At 48.9% G+C, this 14,735-nt stretch carries 10 protein-coding genes and 1 pseudogene; all 11 read left to right on the top strand.

All coding sequences use genetic code 11. The features are described 5' to 3' along the window. Positions 1–54 precede the first annotated feature (54 nt). The 11 genes and pseudogenes from RSX24_RS02335 to RSX24_RS02285 all read left to right on the top strand — a co-directional run bounded on the left by RSX24_RS02335 (position 55) and on the right by RSX24_RS02285 (position 14,577). Positions 55–1,608 (top strand): response regulator transcription factor, encoded by a 1,554-nt coding sequence (locus RSX24_RS02335; protein WP_236417883.1) that lies wholly within the window; start codon positions 55–57, stop codon positions 1,606–1,608. 18 nt (positions 1,609–1,626) lie between these two features. Then, positions 1,627–3,399 carry a sensor histidine kinase gene (locus RSX24_RS02330; RefSeq protein ID WP_343259551.1) on the top strand — a complete coding sequence of 591 codons (1,773 nt, stop codon included), beginning with the start codon at positions 1,627–1,629 and terminating at the stop codon, positions 3,397–3,399. 377 nt (positions 3,400–3,776) lie between these two features. Continuing rightward, a complete protein-coding gene (locus RSX24_RS02325) occupies positions 3,777–5,075 on the top strand; it encodes an extracellular solute-binding protein (protein ID WP_438286752.1) in 1,299 nt (432 codons plus the stop codon). A gap of 145 nt (positions 5,076–5,220) precedes the next feature. After that, on the top strand, positions 5,221–6,108 hold the full coding sequence (locus RSX24_RS02320) for a carbohydrate ABC transporter permease (protein WP_236418479.1): 888 nt from the start codon (positions 5,221–5,223) through the stop codon (positions 6,106–6,108). Continuing rightward, complete coding sequence (locus RSX24_RS02315; RefSeq protein WP_236417878.1) at positions 6,101–6,931, top strand: carbohydrate ABC transporter permease; 831 nt, start codon at positions 6,101–6,103, stop codon at positions 6,929–6,931. Before RSX24_RS02320 ends, RSX24_RS02315 begins: the two co-directional genes overlap by 8 nt. Positions 6,932–7,074: 143 nt before the next feature. Then, positions 7,075–10,125: a beta-galactosidase, LacZ type gene (gene lacZ, locus RSX24_RS02310; RefSeq protein ID WP_343259550.1), complete on the top strand. Its 3,051-nt coding sequence runs from the start codon at positions 7,075–7,077 to the stop codon at positions 10,123–10,125. A 275-nt stretch (positions 10,126–10,400) separates the two neighbouring features. Beyond that, positions 10,401–11,516 (top strand): annotated as a pseudogene (locus RSX24_RS02305) (RNA-guided endonuclease InsQ/TnpB family protein). A gap of 219 nt (positions 11,517–11,735) precedes the next feature. Further along, positions 11,736–12,029: a hypothetical protein gene (locus tag RSX24_RS02300; protein WP_343259549.1), complete on the top strand. Its 294-nt coding sequence runs from the start codon at positions 11,736–11,738 to the stop codon at positions 12,027–12,029. A gap of 99 nt (positions 12,030–12,128) precedes the next feature. Then, positions 12,129–12,464 carry a helix-turn-helix domain-containing protein gene (locus RSX24_RS02295; RefSeq protein ID WP_339277401.1) on the top strand — a complete coding sequence of 112 codons (336 nt, stop codon included), beginning with the start codon at positions 12,129–12,131 and terminating at the stop codon, positions 12,462–12,464. 46 nt (positions 12,465–12,510) lie between these two features. Then, positions 12,511–13,386 (top strand): methionyl aminopeptidase, encoded by an 876-nt coding sequence (locus RSX24_RS02290; protein ID WP_343259548.1) that lies wholly within the window; start codon positions 12,511–12,513, stop codon positions 13,384–13,386. A gap of 255 nt (positions 13,387–13,641) precedes the next feature. Beyond that, positions 13,642–14,577: a LytTR family transcriptional regulator DNA-binding domain-containing protein gene (locus RSX24_RS02285; RefSeq protein ID WP_343259547.1), complete on the top strand. Its 936-nt coding sequence runs from the start codon at positions 13,642–13,644 to the stop codon at positions 14,575–14,577. Positions 14,578–14,735: the final 158 nt, after the last annotated feature.

Raw genomic sequence — 14,735 nt, 5'->3', positions numbered from 1 at the left:
AAACGAGTATCCGCAGAGACATAGAGGAAACACTAGAATAAGGGGGTCGCGATCATGAACCGTTTGTGCAAGGTACTGATTGTGGACGATGAATTTCTCGTAAGGCAGGGCATCAAGCATCACATGAATTGGGAGGCCGAAGGGTTTCAGATCGTGGGCGAGGCCTCCAACGGCGAAGAGGCGCTTGAACAGGTCCGCAGGTTGATGCCGGACATCGTTATTACGGATATTGTCATGCCGGTTATGGACGGCGAGGCATTCGTGCGTACGCTGAAAGCCAATCATCCGCAGATCGAAGTGATCGTACTCAGCAGCTTCAGCGAATTCGAATATGTTCGTTCAACGCTTCAGCACGGGGCCGCAGATTATATTTTGAAACCAAAGCTGGACACCAATGAATTGTTGGAGGTGCTGCAGCGGACTGCGGGCAAAATTCCGGAATTGCAATTCGAGCCCGCCGAGGAAGGGTGGAGAATCGGCCATTTGATGGAGAAAATGCTGTCCGGATTCACGCTGGAGGAAGATGCGGAACTGGATGTGGTCAACGAAGCGTTTCCGCATGGGTCTTTTCGCTTGCTTGCGTGTCCGTGGCCCGAAGAATCGCTTCGGCAGGCCGGTGCCTTGACGGGCCGGGAATATGCAGAATCCGGACTGCGGAAATCTTTGCCGGATGCGGTGATTTCCCTCCTCCCCGCAGAAGGGGAAATGCCTGTCTTCATTTTGAATACGGAAGCGTCCCTCGACGAAAGCCTGGTGAAACAGATCAGGCAATTGGCATTGGGTTCGGGGGCTGGTGTGAACGCTCCTGCTTGGGTGCTGACCGACCGTTTTCCGTCCATTCAGCATATGGGAGCCGTTTACCGGGATCGTCTGCTGAAGCTGCTGGAATACCGCTTTTATTATGAGCATCAGGCCATATTGGTAGAAACCGATCTGCCAGCGCTGCATCCTGCCGGTTACCAGTTTAACGTAAACATGTTTGTCCAGCACGTCAGACGGAACCGCACGGAAGCGGCCCGGGAGTATTTAAAGCAATATGCGCAGTCGCTCGGACGCGATTACATCGCGGACGTATTCGAGATCAAGTCCTTTTTGGGCAACCTGATCTTTAACGTAACCATCGCACTGGCGGATCTGGACGTACAGTCCGGTTCGCTTGACGAGAGCAAGTATGCCTACTTCAAAAATGTGGACGGAGCATCCAGTTTGAACGAGGCGTTGGACGTGCTCGAAAAGTTCATGCTGGAAGTGGAAGAATGCCTGCAAGGCGGCGGGAGAAAACGCAGCGATCCCAATATGAGCATGCTGCTGGAGTATATGCATCAGCATTATGACCAGCCGCTCGGCCTTGCCGACGTCGCCAAGCATTTCCACTTTAATCCATCCTATTTGTCGAGTTATTTTTCTTCCCACCAAAAAGAGGGTTTCAACGAATATTTGAACAAAATCCGGATCGAAAAGGCGGAAGAGCTTCTTCGCAACGGGGATGTCACTATTTCCGAAATCAGCAGCATGGTGGGATATTCGGACCATAGTTATTTTTGCAAAGTATTCAAGAAATTCACAGGACAATCGCCAAGCCGATACCGTCGCAAATTTTGGGCATAACGTCAGAAGGAATGGACTATGAAGAAATGGATGAACGGTTTTTCCCGCCTTGGCCTGTTTCCGAAGCTGATCCTGGTCATGGTCGTCAGCATCGTCCTCGTATCCGTCCTGATTCTGTATACGACCATTCACATGTCTACCAAACTGTTTACCGAAACGTTCAGCATTACGAATTCGAAGGTGCTCAGCCAAATCAAGGCCAATTTCGAATCATTCAATGATGCGATCGCGGCGGTGTCCAACAACGTCAGCCAAAGCGGGGCGATCCGCGCTTATTTGACCGAAGGGGACGGGGATTCGCTGTCCATGGCCAAATCCTACTACAACATGAGGGAGACGATGGATCGGGTGCAGTCCATCACCGGGAGTTACGAGGTGGGCATTACCATTGGCGGTATCAATGGGCGGACATATTCGACGGACCAATTGCAATATACGATGTTCAAGGACGTATTGAAGGACCACCCGATTACGCGTGAGGCGGCAAACACACCGAACCGCATCATTTTTGACGATTTTACGAGAGAGAGCAATTCCGGGACAGAGCAGATGATTTCAGCGACCAAAGCGCTTGCGGACCGTTCTCAGGGCCGCATTTACGGTACGCTCTACGTCACGATGCGCGAGAGTGTGTTTCGCCAGTTTTACGGCAGTTTTACGAGCAGGGGCAATGACGTCGTCATCCTGAACGAAAAGGGCGAGATCGTTTCATCCAATCGTGAAGAATGGATTGGCACGAGGGAGCTGGACTTGCTGAGCCATGCCCGGAAAATATACAATGAAGGCTTGAGCAGCGGCATCAACGCGCGGGTGATGGATCAGGACAGCATCGTGTTGTCCGAGTACCTGCCTTTTTACCGATTCTATATCGTCAACGTGGTGGATAAGGAAGAGTCGATGGGTCAGCTGTTGAACATGAAGGCGATTGCCCTGATTTGCGCCGCCATCGTTGCGGTTGCCCTTATCCTTGTATTTCTGATTACCAATCAGATGACCAAGTCGCTCCGCAGGTTAGTCAAACAGATGTCAAACATCACGAAAAGCGATCTGGATAACTATATTCCCGTAAGCGGCAGTTATGAGAGCCGGCAGCTTAGCCATGCTTACAATTACATGCTTGACGAGCTGCATGATTATGTGGACCAGCTGGTCCAGACCCAGCGCGAACAGCGCAACGCCGAGCTGGCCGCATTGCAGAGCCAAATCAATCCGCATTTTCTATACAATACGTTGGCCTCGGTGAAGGTGCTGGTCCAGCAAGGGAACAAGGACCGGGCGGCAGAGACGATCCATGCGCTCATTTCCCTGCTGCAGAACACGATCAGCGATGCGAGCGAGACCGTGACGGTGGAACAAGAAGTCGAAACGTTGAAAAACTACGTCTTCATCAATCATGTGCGATACGGCGGACGGATCAAGGCAGCCTTCTACATCGCTCCGGATTGCACGCAATACCATGTGCCGAAGCTGGTTATCCAGCCCTTTATCGAAAATGCCTTTTTCCATGCCTTCATCCGCAAAGAAACCGGAACCATTCACGTGATGGTATCGAAGGACGGGGAATCGCTGATCTGCGAGATTATGGACAACGGGGACGGCATTGAAGGATTGACGATGGGCGAAGCATTGCCCAATCCCAAAAACAACCGGCAGCTGTTCAGCGGAATCGGCATACGCAACGTGCATGACCGCATCGAGCTGATGTATGGACCGCCATACGGCGTGACCATCATGAGCAAACCGGGAGAAGGAACAAGAGTGACCGTGACACTTCCGCTCATTGGCGGCTGAACCAAACGTATTAATTGCCTAGAAGGAAGCCGGGAGCCCATTTGCAGAACATGCAGATGGGCTTTTTTTATGGCTTTTAGAACAGCGTCTGGTCTTTAGAAGTTTGCAGGTCAGTGGCGAGCAGCGGATTGGGCACCCTTTTTTGTACTATTTTCAGATGTACAAATTCCAAGATCAAAAGAAATTACAAAAAAACAAATTTAATGCAAGCGTTTTCTGGAAGTGCTTTCATTGAGGCGATAGGATGACAAATCCGCACAAAATTATTACTAACGAATCGCGAAAAGGGGATGATAAGATAAATGCATAGAAAGCAAACGCTTTCAAATAACACAAAAATCACTACACATAATGAGGTTAAAGGGGAGTTGAACGGTTTGAAAAAAATGTGGGTATTGATGCTGGTTACTGTGCTGCTGCTGTCCGCATGTTCGTCTGGCGGTGGAGGGGGCAACGCATCAGGCGGCGAAGGCGGAAAGAGCGCTAACGAAATCACGATCTGGGCTTGGGATAAAGCCTTTAACGTTGCAGCGTTGAATGAAGCCAAAACAGCTTACGAGAAACAGAATCCTGATCTGAAAATCAACATTATCGAATATGCGCAAGCGGATATTATCCAAAAGCTGAACACTGGCTTGAACTCCGGAACGAGCAACGGACTTCCGAACATCGTGCTGATCGAGGACTACCGCGCTCACAGCTTCCTGAACGCTTATCCGGATGCCTTCAAGGAAATCGGCTCGGCAATCAACGTATCCGATTTTGCAGACTATAAGCTCGGGCCAACTTCGGCGGACGGCAAACAATACGGCGTACCGTTCGATTCCGGCGTAGCGGGTCTGTTCTACAGAACCGATTTGCTGGAGCAAGCGGGCTACAAAGCCGAAGATTTGCAAAACATCACTTGGGACGACTACATCAAAATCGGTGAAGACGTCAAAGCCAAAACAGGCAAACAAATGCTGTCCCTGGACCCGAACGATCTGGGCATCCTTCGCATGATGATCCAGTCCGCCGGTTCCTGGTACTCCAAAGCAGATGGCAAAACGCCGGATCTGGCTGGCAACGCCGCGCTGAAAGAAGCATTCGAAACGTACAAAAAAATGATGGATGCCAACATCGTGCGCCTGCACTCCGACTGGAGCCAATTCGTAGCTGGCTTTAACAGCGGCGACGTGGCTACCGTACCGACAGGCAACTGGATTACACCTTCCATCAAACAAGAGGCTTCCCAATCCGGCAAATGGGCTGTTGCTCCGATGCCGAAAATGGCTGGCCAAGCCAATTCGGTTCATGCCTCCAACTTGGGCGGCAGTTCCTGGTATGTGATGAACAACGTGCCTGGCGCAGATCAAGCCGTTGATTTCCTGAGCAAAACCTTCGGTTCCGACAAAGACCTGTATCAAACGCTGCTTAACAACATCGGTGCTATCGGCACGTACAAACCGGCTGCCGAAGGCGAAGCGTTCAACAAAGCCGACGAATACTTCGGCGGTCAAAAAATCTTTGCGGACTTCGCAAAATGGACGACAGAAATTCCTAACGTAAACTACGGCATTAACACTTACGGCATCGAGGACATTCTGGTTGTCGAAATGCAAAACTACCTGAACGGCAAAAGCATCGATGACGTTCTGGCAGACGCGCAGAAACAAGCAGAAGCACAATTCAATTAAGATGATCCACGGTAACTCATAAAACCCAAGGAAGCATCGGAGCCGTTCCACCGTCTGGCAAGCCAACCGCCGACCGGACCTCGGTGGAGGCTCCATGGGTTTTATGCATGCTGCATGGAGAGAGAGGAGCCATACTGTGAAAGCCATGAATACGGGAGACAGTCTCCATAAAAAAAGCAATTTGACTGGATGGGCTTTTATCGCGCTTGCTGCCATCGGGATCCTCGTGTTTTATTTCTATCCGATGATTCAGGCACTGCTCTTATCTTTTAAGTCGGGTGCGGGTGCCAACCTCGAATATTCGGGCCTGAGCAACTACAAACGGTTGTTCATCGACACCACGTTCCGGACAGCGCTATCCAACACGTTTATTTACCTGATTATTCAAGTACCGATCATGATCATTCTCGGTTTGTTCATTTCCGTTCTGTTGAATGACAGCACGCTCAAATTTCGCAGCTTTTTCCGCGTGGCCATCTTCTTGCCTTGCGTTACCTCGCTGGTAGCTTACTCTGTGGTATTCAAATATTTGTTCGCACCGGACGGCATGGTGAACCAGTTCCTGATGGGATTGCACATCATCGGCGAACCGATTCAATGGATTACCGACCCGTTCTGGGCCAAAATTACGATCATTATCGCCATCACATGGCGTTGGACCGGATATAACATGATTTTCTATCTGTCGTCGCTGCAAAACATCGACCAATCCATTTATGAGGCTGCCCGGATCGACGGCGCGAATGCCTTCACGCAATTTTTCAAAATTACCGTTCCACTGCTGAAACCGATCATTCTGTTCACTTCGATTACGTCGACAATCGGTACGCTGCAGCTCTTCGACGAAATCATGAATATTACGAAAGGTGGTCCGGGTAACGCGACCATGTCGATCTCCCAGTACATCTACAACCTTTCGTTCAAATATTCGCCGGACTTCGGATATGCGGCAACCGTATCGTATTCCATCGTTCTGATCATCATTGTGTTGTCCTTTATCCAGTTCAAAGTGGCAGGTGACCGAAATGGCTAAATTGAAAGTGAAACGCTTCTTTATCTATCTGTTCCTGACGATTGCGGCATTTGTGTCGATCTTCCCGTTTTTCTGGATGGTTGTCAGCTCCACCAATGCTTCGGTTGACGTTACGAAGGGCAAATTGCTACCGGGTTCCTTCTTTATCGAGAACTTGAACAAACTTATGGATGAAACTAATCTGCTGCAGGCGCTCGGCAACTCGGCCATTATCGCCATTGTTACGACGGTGCTGGCTCTGCTGATCGGTTCCATGGCCGGATACGGATTTGAAATCTTCCGTTCCAAGTCGCGGGATATCGTATTCAACATCTTGCTGTTGTCCATGATGCTTCCGTTCGCTGCGATCATGGTACCGCTGTACCGCATGTTTGCCAGCATTTCCGGCATTGCGCCGGGTATCGGCATCAACACGATGGCGGCCGTCATTTTGCCGACCATCACAACGGCATTCCTGATCTTTTTCTTCCGTCAAAACACCAAGATGTTTCCGAAAGAAATGCTGGAAGCCGGACGCATCGACGGTTTGACCGAACTCGGCATTTTCCTGAAAATTTATTTGCCAACGATGAAAACAAGTTATGCCGCTGCGGCAATCATCACGTTCATGAGCAGCTGGAACAACTATTTATGGCCGCTCATCGTGCTGCAAACGCCGGATCAGCAAACGATCCCGCTCCTGATCTCCAATCTGGGTTCAAGCTACGCGCCGGATTACGGGGTCATCATGACAGCGATCGTTATTGCGACATTGCCGACGGCCATCGTATTCTTCCTGATGCAAAAACATTTTGTGGCGGGCATGGTCGGGTCTGTGAAATAATGGTATCGTGGCAGCAACCGCTTCCAAGATTGCAGAGAGAGGGGAGAACGCCACCTATGGCGTTTCTCTGCCTTTCTGTTTGCATGTAAGGATTATCGTTCCAAACATTTAATAAGTTCAAAAGATGGAGAGGGAGAGAGTCGATGAAAGCAGCAAAGGCAGATTTGAAATGGCTCGGCGATGTAAGCGTATTCGAGGTAAACCGTTTGAAGGCTTATTCGGACCATCGATATTATCGAACAATGGAAGAGGCATTGAAGTCGGATGAAATGGACATGCGCTACAGCCTGAACGGCATGTGGAAGTTCAACTACGCGGTTCGTCCGGATTGCCGTCCGGAGCATTTCTATGCAGCCGATTTCTCCAGCGATGGATGGGATGACATTGAAGTACCCGGACATATCCAGCTGCAAGGCTACGGCCAAATTCAATACGTGAACACCCAATACCCATGGGACGGCTTGAATGAATTGCGTCCACCGGCTCTACCGGAAGACAACAATGCGGTGGGCAGCTACATCCGGACGTTCCACCTGCCGGCAGGTTGGGGAAACAGCCCTGTATATATTTCGTTCCAAGGCGTGGAGTCGGCCTTTTACGTTTGGTTAAATGGCCACTTCGTCGGTTACGGCGAAGATAGTTTTACGCCATCCGATTTTGACCTGACGCCATTCCTCCAAGAGGGCGAGAACAAACTGGCCGTCGAAGTGTACCAGCGGAGTACGGGAAGCTGGCTGGAAGATCAGGATTTCTGGCGTTTCTCTGGCATTTTCCGCGAAGTGTACCTGTACACGGTTCCAGCTGCGCATATCCGGGATGTTCGCGTGCGCACAGACCTCGATGCATCCTACACCCAAGGTACGTTGCAGCTGGACCTGAAGCTTGAGGGAGCAGCGGCTGCAGGCGCTCGCGTGGAGGCTGAATTGCGCGACGCACAGGGAAATGTGGTTCAAACGTTTGGCGTGAATGTACAAGATGGCCAGGCTTCCGTACGCAAAGAAGTCGGTGAGGTAAACCTGTGGAGTGCGGAAATTCCTTACTTGTATCGTTTATACCTGCGTGTATACGACTCGGCCGGGGAACTCGTTGAAGTGGTGCCTCAAGCCGTCGGCTTCCGCGTATTCGAAATGATCGACAAGGTGATGCACATCAACGGCAAACGAATCGTCTTCAAAGGCGTGAACCGTCATGAGTTCAACCCGCATCGCGGCCGGGCCATCACCAAGGAAGACATGCTGTGGGACATTCGGACCATCAAGCAAAACAACATGAATGCGGTGCGTACCTCCCACTACCCGAACCAAAGTTTGTGGTACGAGCTGTGTGATGAATACGGCGTGTACGTGATCGACGAAATGAATCTTGAAACGCATGGATCCTGGCAAAAGCTCGGTGCCGTCGAGCCATCATGGGTGATTCCCGGCGACCGGCCGGAATGGTTGGATATCGTCATGGATCGTGCCGTATCCATGGTAGAGCGGGACAAAAACCATCCATCCATCCTGATCTGGTCTTGCGGCAACGAATCCCATGGCGGCGAAGTGATCTTCAAGGTTTCGGAGTACTTCAGAACGTATGATCCGACCCGGCTGGTCCATTACGAAGGCGTTTTCCATGACCGCCGCTTCAATGACACGAGCGACATGGAGTCGCGCATGTATGCCAAACCTGCGGATATCGAAGCCTATTTGAACGACAATCCGGAGAAGCCTTATATCAGCTGCGAATACATGCATGCAATGGGCAACTCGATCGGCGGCATGCACAAATACACGGAACTGGAAGACAAGTACCCGATGTATCAAGGCGGATTCATCTGGGATTACATCGATCAGGCCATTTACAAAAAGGATCGTTACGGCAAGCCGTTTCTGGCCTATGGCGGCGATTTCGGCGACCGCCCGTCGGACTATTCGTTCTGCGGGGACGGCATCGTGTATGCGAACCGTCAAGTCACCGCAAAAATGCAAGAAGTCAAGTTCCTGTACCAGAACATCAAATTGTTCCCGGACCGCGGCGGCGTGCGCATCGTCAATGGCAATCTGTTCGCGAATACATCGCAATATGCGCTAACGTACAGCCTGGAGCGCGAAGGCGTCACCGTATTAAGCGGAACATTGGAAGCAGCCGTTGCTCCGGGAGAGGAAGCGTTCGTGGAGCTTCCGCTCGGTACCGAGCAGCTTGCACCGGGCGAATATGCCGTCAATGCGGCGTTCGTGCTTCGTGAATCCACGCTGTGGGCGGAAAAAGGGGACGAAGTGGCATTTGGTCAATTCGTGTTTACGCAGGAAGCCGCTGAAGGGGCGTCGGTAACCACTGATCTGAATCAAGTGAACGCTATTCAAGTGGTTGAAGGCGACGTCAACATCGGGGTTCGTGCGGGAAGCACCCAGGTGTTGTTCTCCAAAGCGTTCGGAACGCTGGTATCGCTGAAGTTCTCCGGTCAGGAGACGATTGCCCAGATGCCTGCACCGCTCTTCTGGCGTGCAACGACGGATAACGATAAAGGAACGTCCATGGGCTTTGAGCTTGGGGCATGGTATGCGGCAAGCCTGCTGCCGAAATGCATCGAATGGAAAGCCGAGCAACAGCAGGGTGAGTACCGGATCGAATTTACGTATAAGCTGAATATTTCCACTGAAGTTAAAGCAAAGGTTGCTTATACGGTTCGCGCGGATGGCAGCGTTCTTGTACAGAACACCTATCAAGGAACAGCGGGATTGCCGGATCTTCCGATCCACGCTCTGTCATTCAAAACATCGCCTGAGTTCGACCGTGTACAGTGGCTGGCATTGGGGCCTGAGGAAAACTATGCGGACCGTGCTTTCGGTGCCCGCCTAGGCATCCACGAAAGCTCTGTCGCCGACACGGTAGCGCCTTACCTTGTGCCTCAAGAGTCCGGCAACCGTACCGGCGTACGTTGGGCGAAGCTGACGGATGCGGCCGGACGCGGTTTCCGCATCGAGGCGGCTTCAGCTCCAATCGAGCTGAACGTGTCGCCGTATACGGCTTTTGAGCTGGAGAACGCGCAGCATGCCTATGAACTGCCGCCAGTCCACTACACGGTTGTAACGGTGGCGGGCAAACAAATGGGCGTCGGCGGCGATGACAGCTGGGGCGCTCCGGTGCATCCGGAATACCGCATCCCGTCGGACGGCGAGCTTCAATTCGAGTTTGTCATTCGGGCATTGTAATTCGGTTTTGGGAAGTCGGCAATGAATAGAGTTTTGACTGAGAGGTCTCCGTTACGGAGGCCTCTGTTTTTGTTCTAAACCATGAAGCTCCATTATTCATAACTTCGCATGGGCACAAGCGACTTTAGTCGTGTGAGGAACTGCGCTCGGCATAAGGGCTACCATCGGAAGCTCGAAAACCGAATGTCCATGCTTTCTTCATTTGTCATGGAAAATTAACCGTTGTTCACTGGATACCATGTTATACTTATTCCAATAAAAGAGAGGTGAATCCGATACCGACCCTTACAGCAAAAATCCAAATCTATGTCCCATCTGAACATACAGACATACTCAGCAAGACCATCCATACCTACTGTGAAGCATGTAATTATCTTTCTGCAATTGTATTTCAAACCAAAGAATTAAGTCAGCGCACACTCAATGACTTGTATTATCGAGAGCTGCGAAGTCGTTTTCGTTTAAAAAGTCAGATGGCGCAATCGGTGATCAAAACCGTCATCGCCCGATATACATCTACTCGATCCAACGGGCACGATTGGAACTTGGTCAAATTCAAACGACCTGAATATGATCTGGTATGGAATCGAGATTATTCTTTGAACCATGATCGGTTTAGCGTAAACACACTAAACGGACGAGTGAAGCTCCGCTACAAAAAACAAGGAATGCAGCACTTCTTTGACGGCACGTGGAAGTGGGGTACGGCCAAATTCGTGTATAAACACAGGAAATGGTTCCTACATATTCCCATGACCAAAGAGTTCCCTGAATTAGGTTTTACGAATGTCAACCACATTGTAGGCATTGACCTCGGAATCAATTTTCTGGCCACAACCTACGACAGTCAAAGCCGGACCACGTTTTATCCTGGACGAACGGTGAAACACAAACGTGGCCAGTATAAGGCCTTACGCAAACAACTCCAGATGAGGCAAACCCCATCGGATCGAAACCGACTCAAACAAATCGGTTCAAGAGAAAACCGTTATGTTACGGATGTCAACCATCAAGTAACCAAGGCACTCGTTGAAACGTATCCGAAGGGGACCCTTTTTGTGATCGAAAATTTAAAGCATGTTCGTTCCGCTACTGAAAAAGTATGTGTTCGCCATCGGTAAGTGTCGGTATCCTGGGCATTTCACCAATTCCGTGAAATGTTGGAGTATAAAGCTCAACTGAACGGGCAGCGCGTCATCGCAGTAAACCCTAAATATACTTCTCAAGCCTGCCCAAAATGTGGACATATTGAACGAGCCAATCGAAACAAAAAGACACATACCTTTGAATGCCGAACCTGCCACTATCGTTCGAACGATGACCGAATCGGTGCCATGAATCTGTACCGCAAAGGAATCGAGTACATCGGTACAGTTACAGCAGGAGTATAACTCTTGTTGTAGGGGCGAGGTCAACCGTCCTGATGTTCCAACACACTAAGGTAGGAGCACTGTGTGCGTTTGCACTACCGGTTAGGAATAAGTCTAAAAGGCTTGTGCAAAACGCAAGCACTGTCTACGAAGTAGGCAGAGACAAGCTCGTGACTTTAGTCATGAGTTGTTGCCATGTTATTATCAAGAGGTGGAAATATACTGGGAGGAGGATGGAAGATGGACATGATGACGATTTTGGCGTTTGCTGGCATTTTCGTGATGTTTGGGTTCTATGCTCTCGCTGGTTATTATCTAATTCCATTCATTTCAAAAAAAGCGTTCAAACGTCCGTTGGATGCGTATCAAATTTTGCTAATCATTTTGTTTGGAGTGATCATTGTTCAGGTTGTGCAAGTGCTCATGTATGGGGAGTGGAGAAATTTGGTCACCTCAACAGGAGTATTATTTCCGTTAATGAGCCTGATCCTGGCCCTTCGCATGAGGAAGCGAAACGGAGTGCCAAAGGGCTGAGGTGCTGGCATGCCAAAAACTGCCCGCGATATCATTATTGCAACTTAGATCAGGAAACTGGCTAAACCCGTTGATATAATGAGTTGGGGAGTGAGGGAAATGTCAATTCAAACGATGGAATCGATGGTTAAATGGGTCGACGATAACGTCATGCAGAACCCGTCATTGGAGAACATGTCCTCATATGTAGGCTATTCTCCGTACTACTGTTCCTCCAAATTTCGCGAATTTACTGGAATCACGTATAAACAGTACTTAGCTAAACGAAAGCTGCTTTGCGCGGAACAACTGCTTATTTCGACCGAGGATAAAATATTGGATGTGGCACTAAGGTGCAATTACTCATCACCAGAAGCTCTGGCAAGAGCCTTCATTAAAGTATACAAGTGCACGCCGACGCAATACCGGGAACGCTATAAACAGAATAAATGTTAAACCAGTAATTCACTCACTCCTAAATTACAGATCAGGGAGTTTAAGAATGATGGATGAAATCGGCAGAAATAATCCGTGCTGGTGCGGAAGTGGACTGAAATACAAGAAATGCCATGCCCAGATTGAAGATCGGATGACTAGTTATGCTCTAAAAGGATACAAAGTTCCCGCTCGCCATTTACTGAAATCCGTATCCCAAATCCATGGCATTCGGGAAAGCGGCAAGATCAATACGGCTATTCTGGATTATATCGGCGATTTTGTGAAGAGCGGCATCCATACCGAAGAAATCAATCGACTGATTCACGAAAAAACGATCGAACTGGGCGGCACGCCGGCACAATTAAATTTCAATGGATATCCCAAGAGCGTTTGCGTATCGGTCAATGACGTTGTATGTCATGGCATTCCTTCAGATAAAGTGGTATTAAAGGATGGGGATATCGTAAATATTGATGTATCCACCTTATATCATGGCTTTTATTCCGATTCCTCTCGCATGTTTTGTGTCGGTGCCGTATCCCCCGAGAAACAGAGGCTTGTGCAAACCACGAAAGAGTGTATGGAATTGGGAATACAGGCCGTGAAGCCATGGGGATTTCTTGGTGATATCGGGCATGTCATCAACGAACATGCAAAACATCAAGGCTATTCCGTGGTGAGGGAACTCGGAGGGCATGGCATCGGCTTGCAGCTGCATGAGGAGCCATGGGTGGGACATGTTGGCAGAGCTAATACAGGCATGTTATTAGTACCAGGTCTTATTTTTACGATAGAACCGGCCCTGAATGTAGGAAGCGCCAAAGTATATACGAGCGAGCAGGACGGATGGACGATGTATACGGCAGACCAAAAACCCTCCGCACAGTGTGAAAGCATGGTCTTGGTTACTCCTGATGGCTGTGAAGTGTTGGCTTGGTAATCCACAAATAGAAGCACGTCGAAACTTGAGAATCCCCCTTAGAATAGACATTGGACCCTCTGGGTTAACCGATGAAATTTCAGGGGGTATTTTTGGGCAGAAGTATAGATGTATTCCATCGCATTGAAAAGGGAAGCCATTCGTCTTTTGTCATGACATGTTTGCTGTTGGATTCTCTAATAGAAACTGACAAAAAAGGATTTCGACAGTATAATTGTTTTGAATATCCTATACGGCACTGACCTGGAGGACGGCATGCAATTTCAACCAATCTATGATGATGGGAAAGTACTTCTATCCAAGATCGAAATAAATATGGCTTCGGACCAAGCGATTGGCATCATAACGGACTTGAAGCGAAAGCAGCTTTTCATAAATCAATTCGTAGACCATTCCCAATATTACATATTTCGAGCCGGGCAAAATGAGTATATACGTTTAACGGTGGAAGAACTGATCCATTTTTTAATCCAAGTATCGGAGAGCAGCGAGCGTGTTGCTTCGTTACTGGATTATTTTAATTTAAAAGAAGAACGAAAAGTAAAAATCAAAGATTTAAGCTCATCGAAAAGGATGTATGTGACCTTGCTGCGCGTCTTTTTTGCGCATCAGCCTACACTTGTCCTGGAGGAGCCTTATTTTTACTTGGAGGAAGAAGACCGTCGGCATTTTAAACGGATTTTGGATGACCTTTCGAAACAAAAGCAGATTTTAATGTTAACTTCGAACTTAGAGGATGCCATGATTTCCTGTGACGCCATTTATCGATGGAACGAGCTCGGTTTTCATCCATTGGATATACGGGACTCGGAAGAGGATAAGCAGGAAGCACAGGAACAAGATCGAGCCAATATCACTTTGCAAAAGATTTATACGAAAAGAAATGACAAAGTGATTTTATTTGATCCGCCTGAAGTCGATTACATCGAAAGTATGGATGGTTCGATTGTTGTACATGTAGATGGAGAGAGTTATATCTGTGCTTTGACGCTAACCGAGCTTGAGCAGAGATTGAACCATTTCGGATTTTTTAGGTGTCATCGATCCTACATCGTTAACTTGCAAAAAGTGAGAGAGATTATTACATGGACGAAAAATAGCTACAGCTTGCGCTTAAACACAGGTAAAGATGCGGTGGTTCCGTTATCCCGTTCCAAATTGCAGGAATTAAAAGCGCTGCTTAACATTTGAAATGTTTGCGAAGCAAACATCACTTCGTATGCCTATATCATTTCCGGGGCAATAATCGAACCGATCAAGCATTCCGGGGTACCATTCAGGCGATAAAAGCTACATTTCGGCGGGTTTTGATGGCTGAAGGCATGCCATCTTTATATGCTTAAGGCATC

The sequence above is a fragment of the Paenibacillus hubeiensis genome (assembly GCF_032334105.1).
Lineage (GTDB): Bacteria > Bacillota > Bacilli > Paenibacillales > Paenibacillaceae > Paenibacillus > Paenibacillus hubeiensis.
This window is presented reverse-complemented; position numbering and strand designations above follow the sequence as displayed.

Bases quoted from the DNA above. Each gene is read 5' to 3' on its own strand.
- RSX24_RS02335 (WP_236417883.1), top strand. From the start codon at position 55: ATGAACCGTTTGTGCAAGGTACTGATTGTGGACGATGAATTTCTCGTA.
- RSX24_RS02330 (WP_343259551.1), top strand. From the start codon at position 1,627: ATGAAGAAATGGATGAACGGTTTTTCCCGCCTTGGCCTGTTTCCGAAG.
- RSX24_RS02320 (WP_236418479.1), top strand. From the start codon at position 5,221: ATGAATACGGGAGACAGTCTCCATAAAAAAAGCAATTTGACTGGATGG.
- RSX24_RS02315 (WP_236417878.1), top strand. From the start codon at position 6,101: ATGGCTAAATTGAAAGTGAAACGCTTCTTTATCTATCTGTTCCTGACG.
- lacZ (WP_343259550.1), top strand. From the start codon at position 7,075: ATGAAAGCAGCAAAGGCAGATTTGAAATGGCTCGGCGATGTAAGCGTA.
- RSX24_RS02300 (WP_343259549.1), top strand. From the start codon at position 11,736: ATGGACATGATGACGATTTTGGCGTTTGCTGGCATTTTCGTGATGTTT.
- RSX24_RS02295 (WP_339277401.1), top strand. From the start codon at position 12,129: ATGTCAATTCAAACGATGGAATCGATGGTTAAATGGGTCGACGATAAC.
- RSX24_RS02290 (WP_343259548.1), top strand. From the start codon at position 12,511: ATGATGGATGAAATCGGCAGAAATAATCCGTGCTGGTGCGGAAGTGGA.
- RSX24_RS02285 (WP_343259547.1), top strand. From the start codon at position 13,642: ATGCAATTTCAACCAATCTATGATGATGGGAAAGTACTTCTATCCAAG.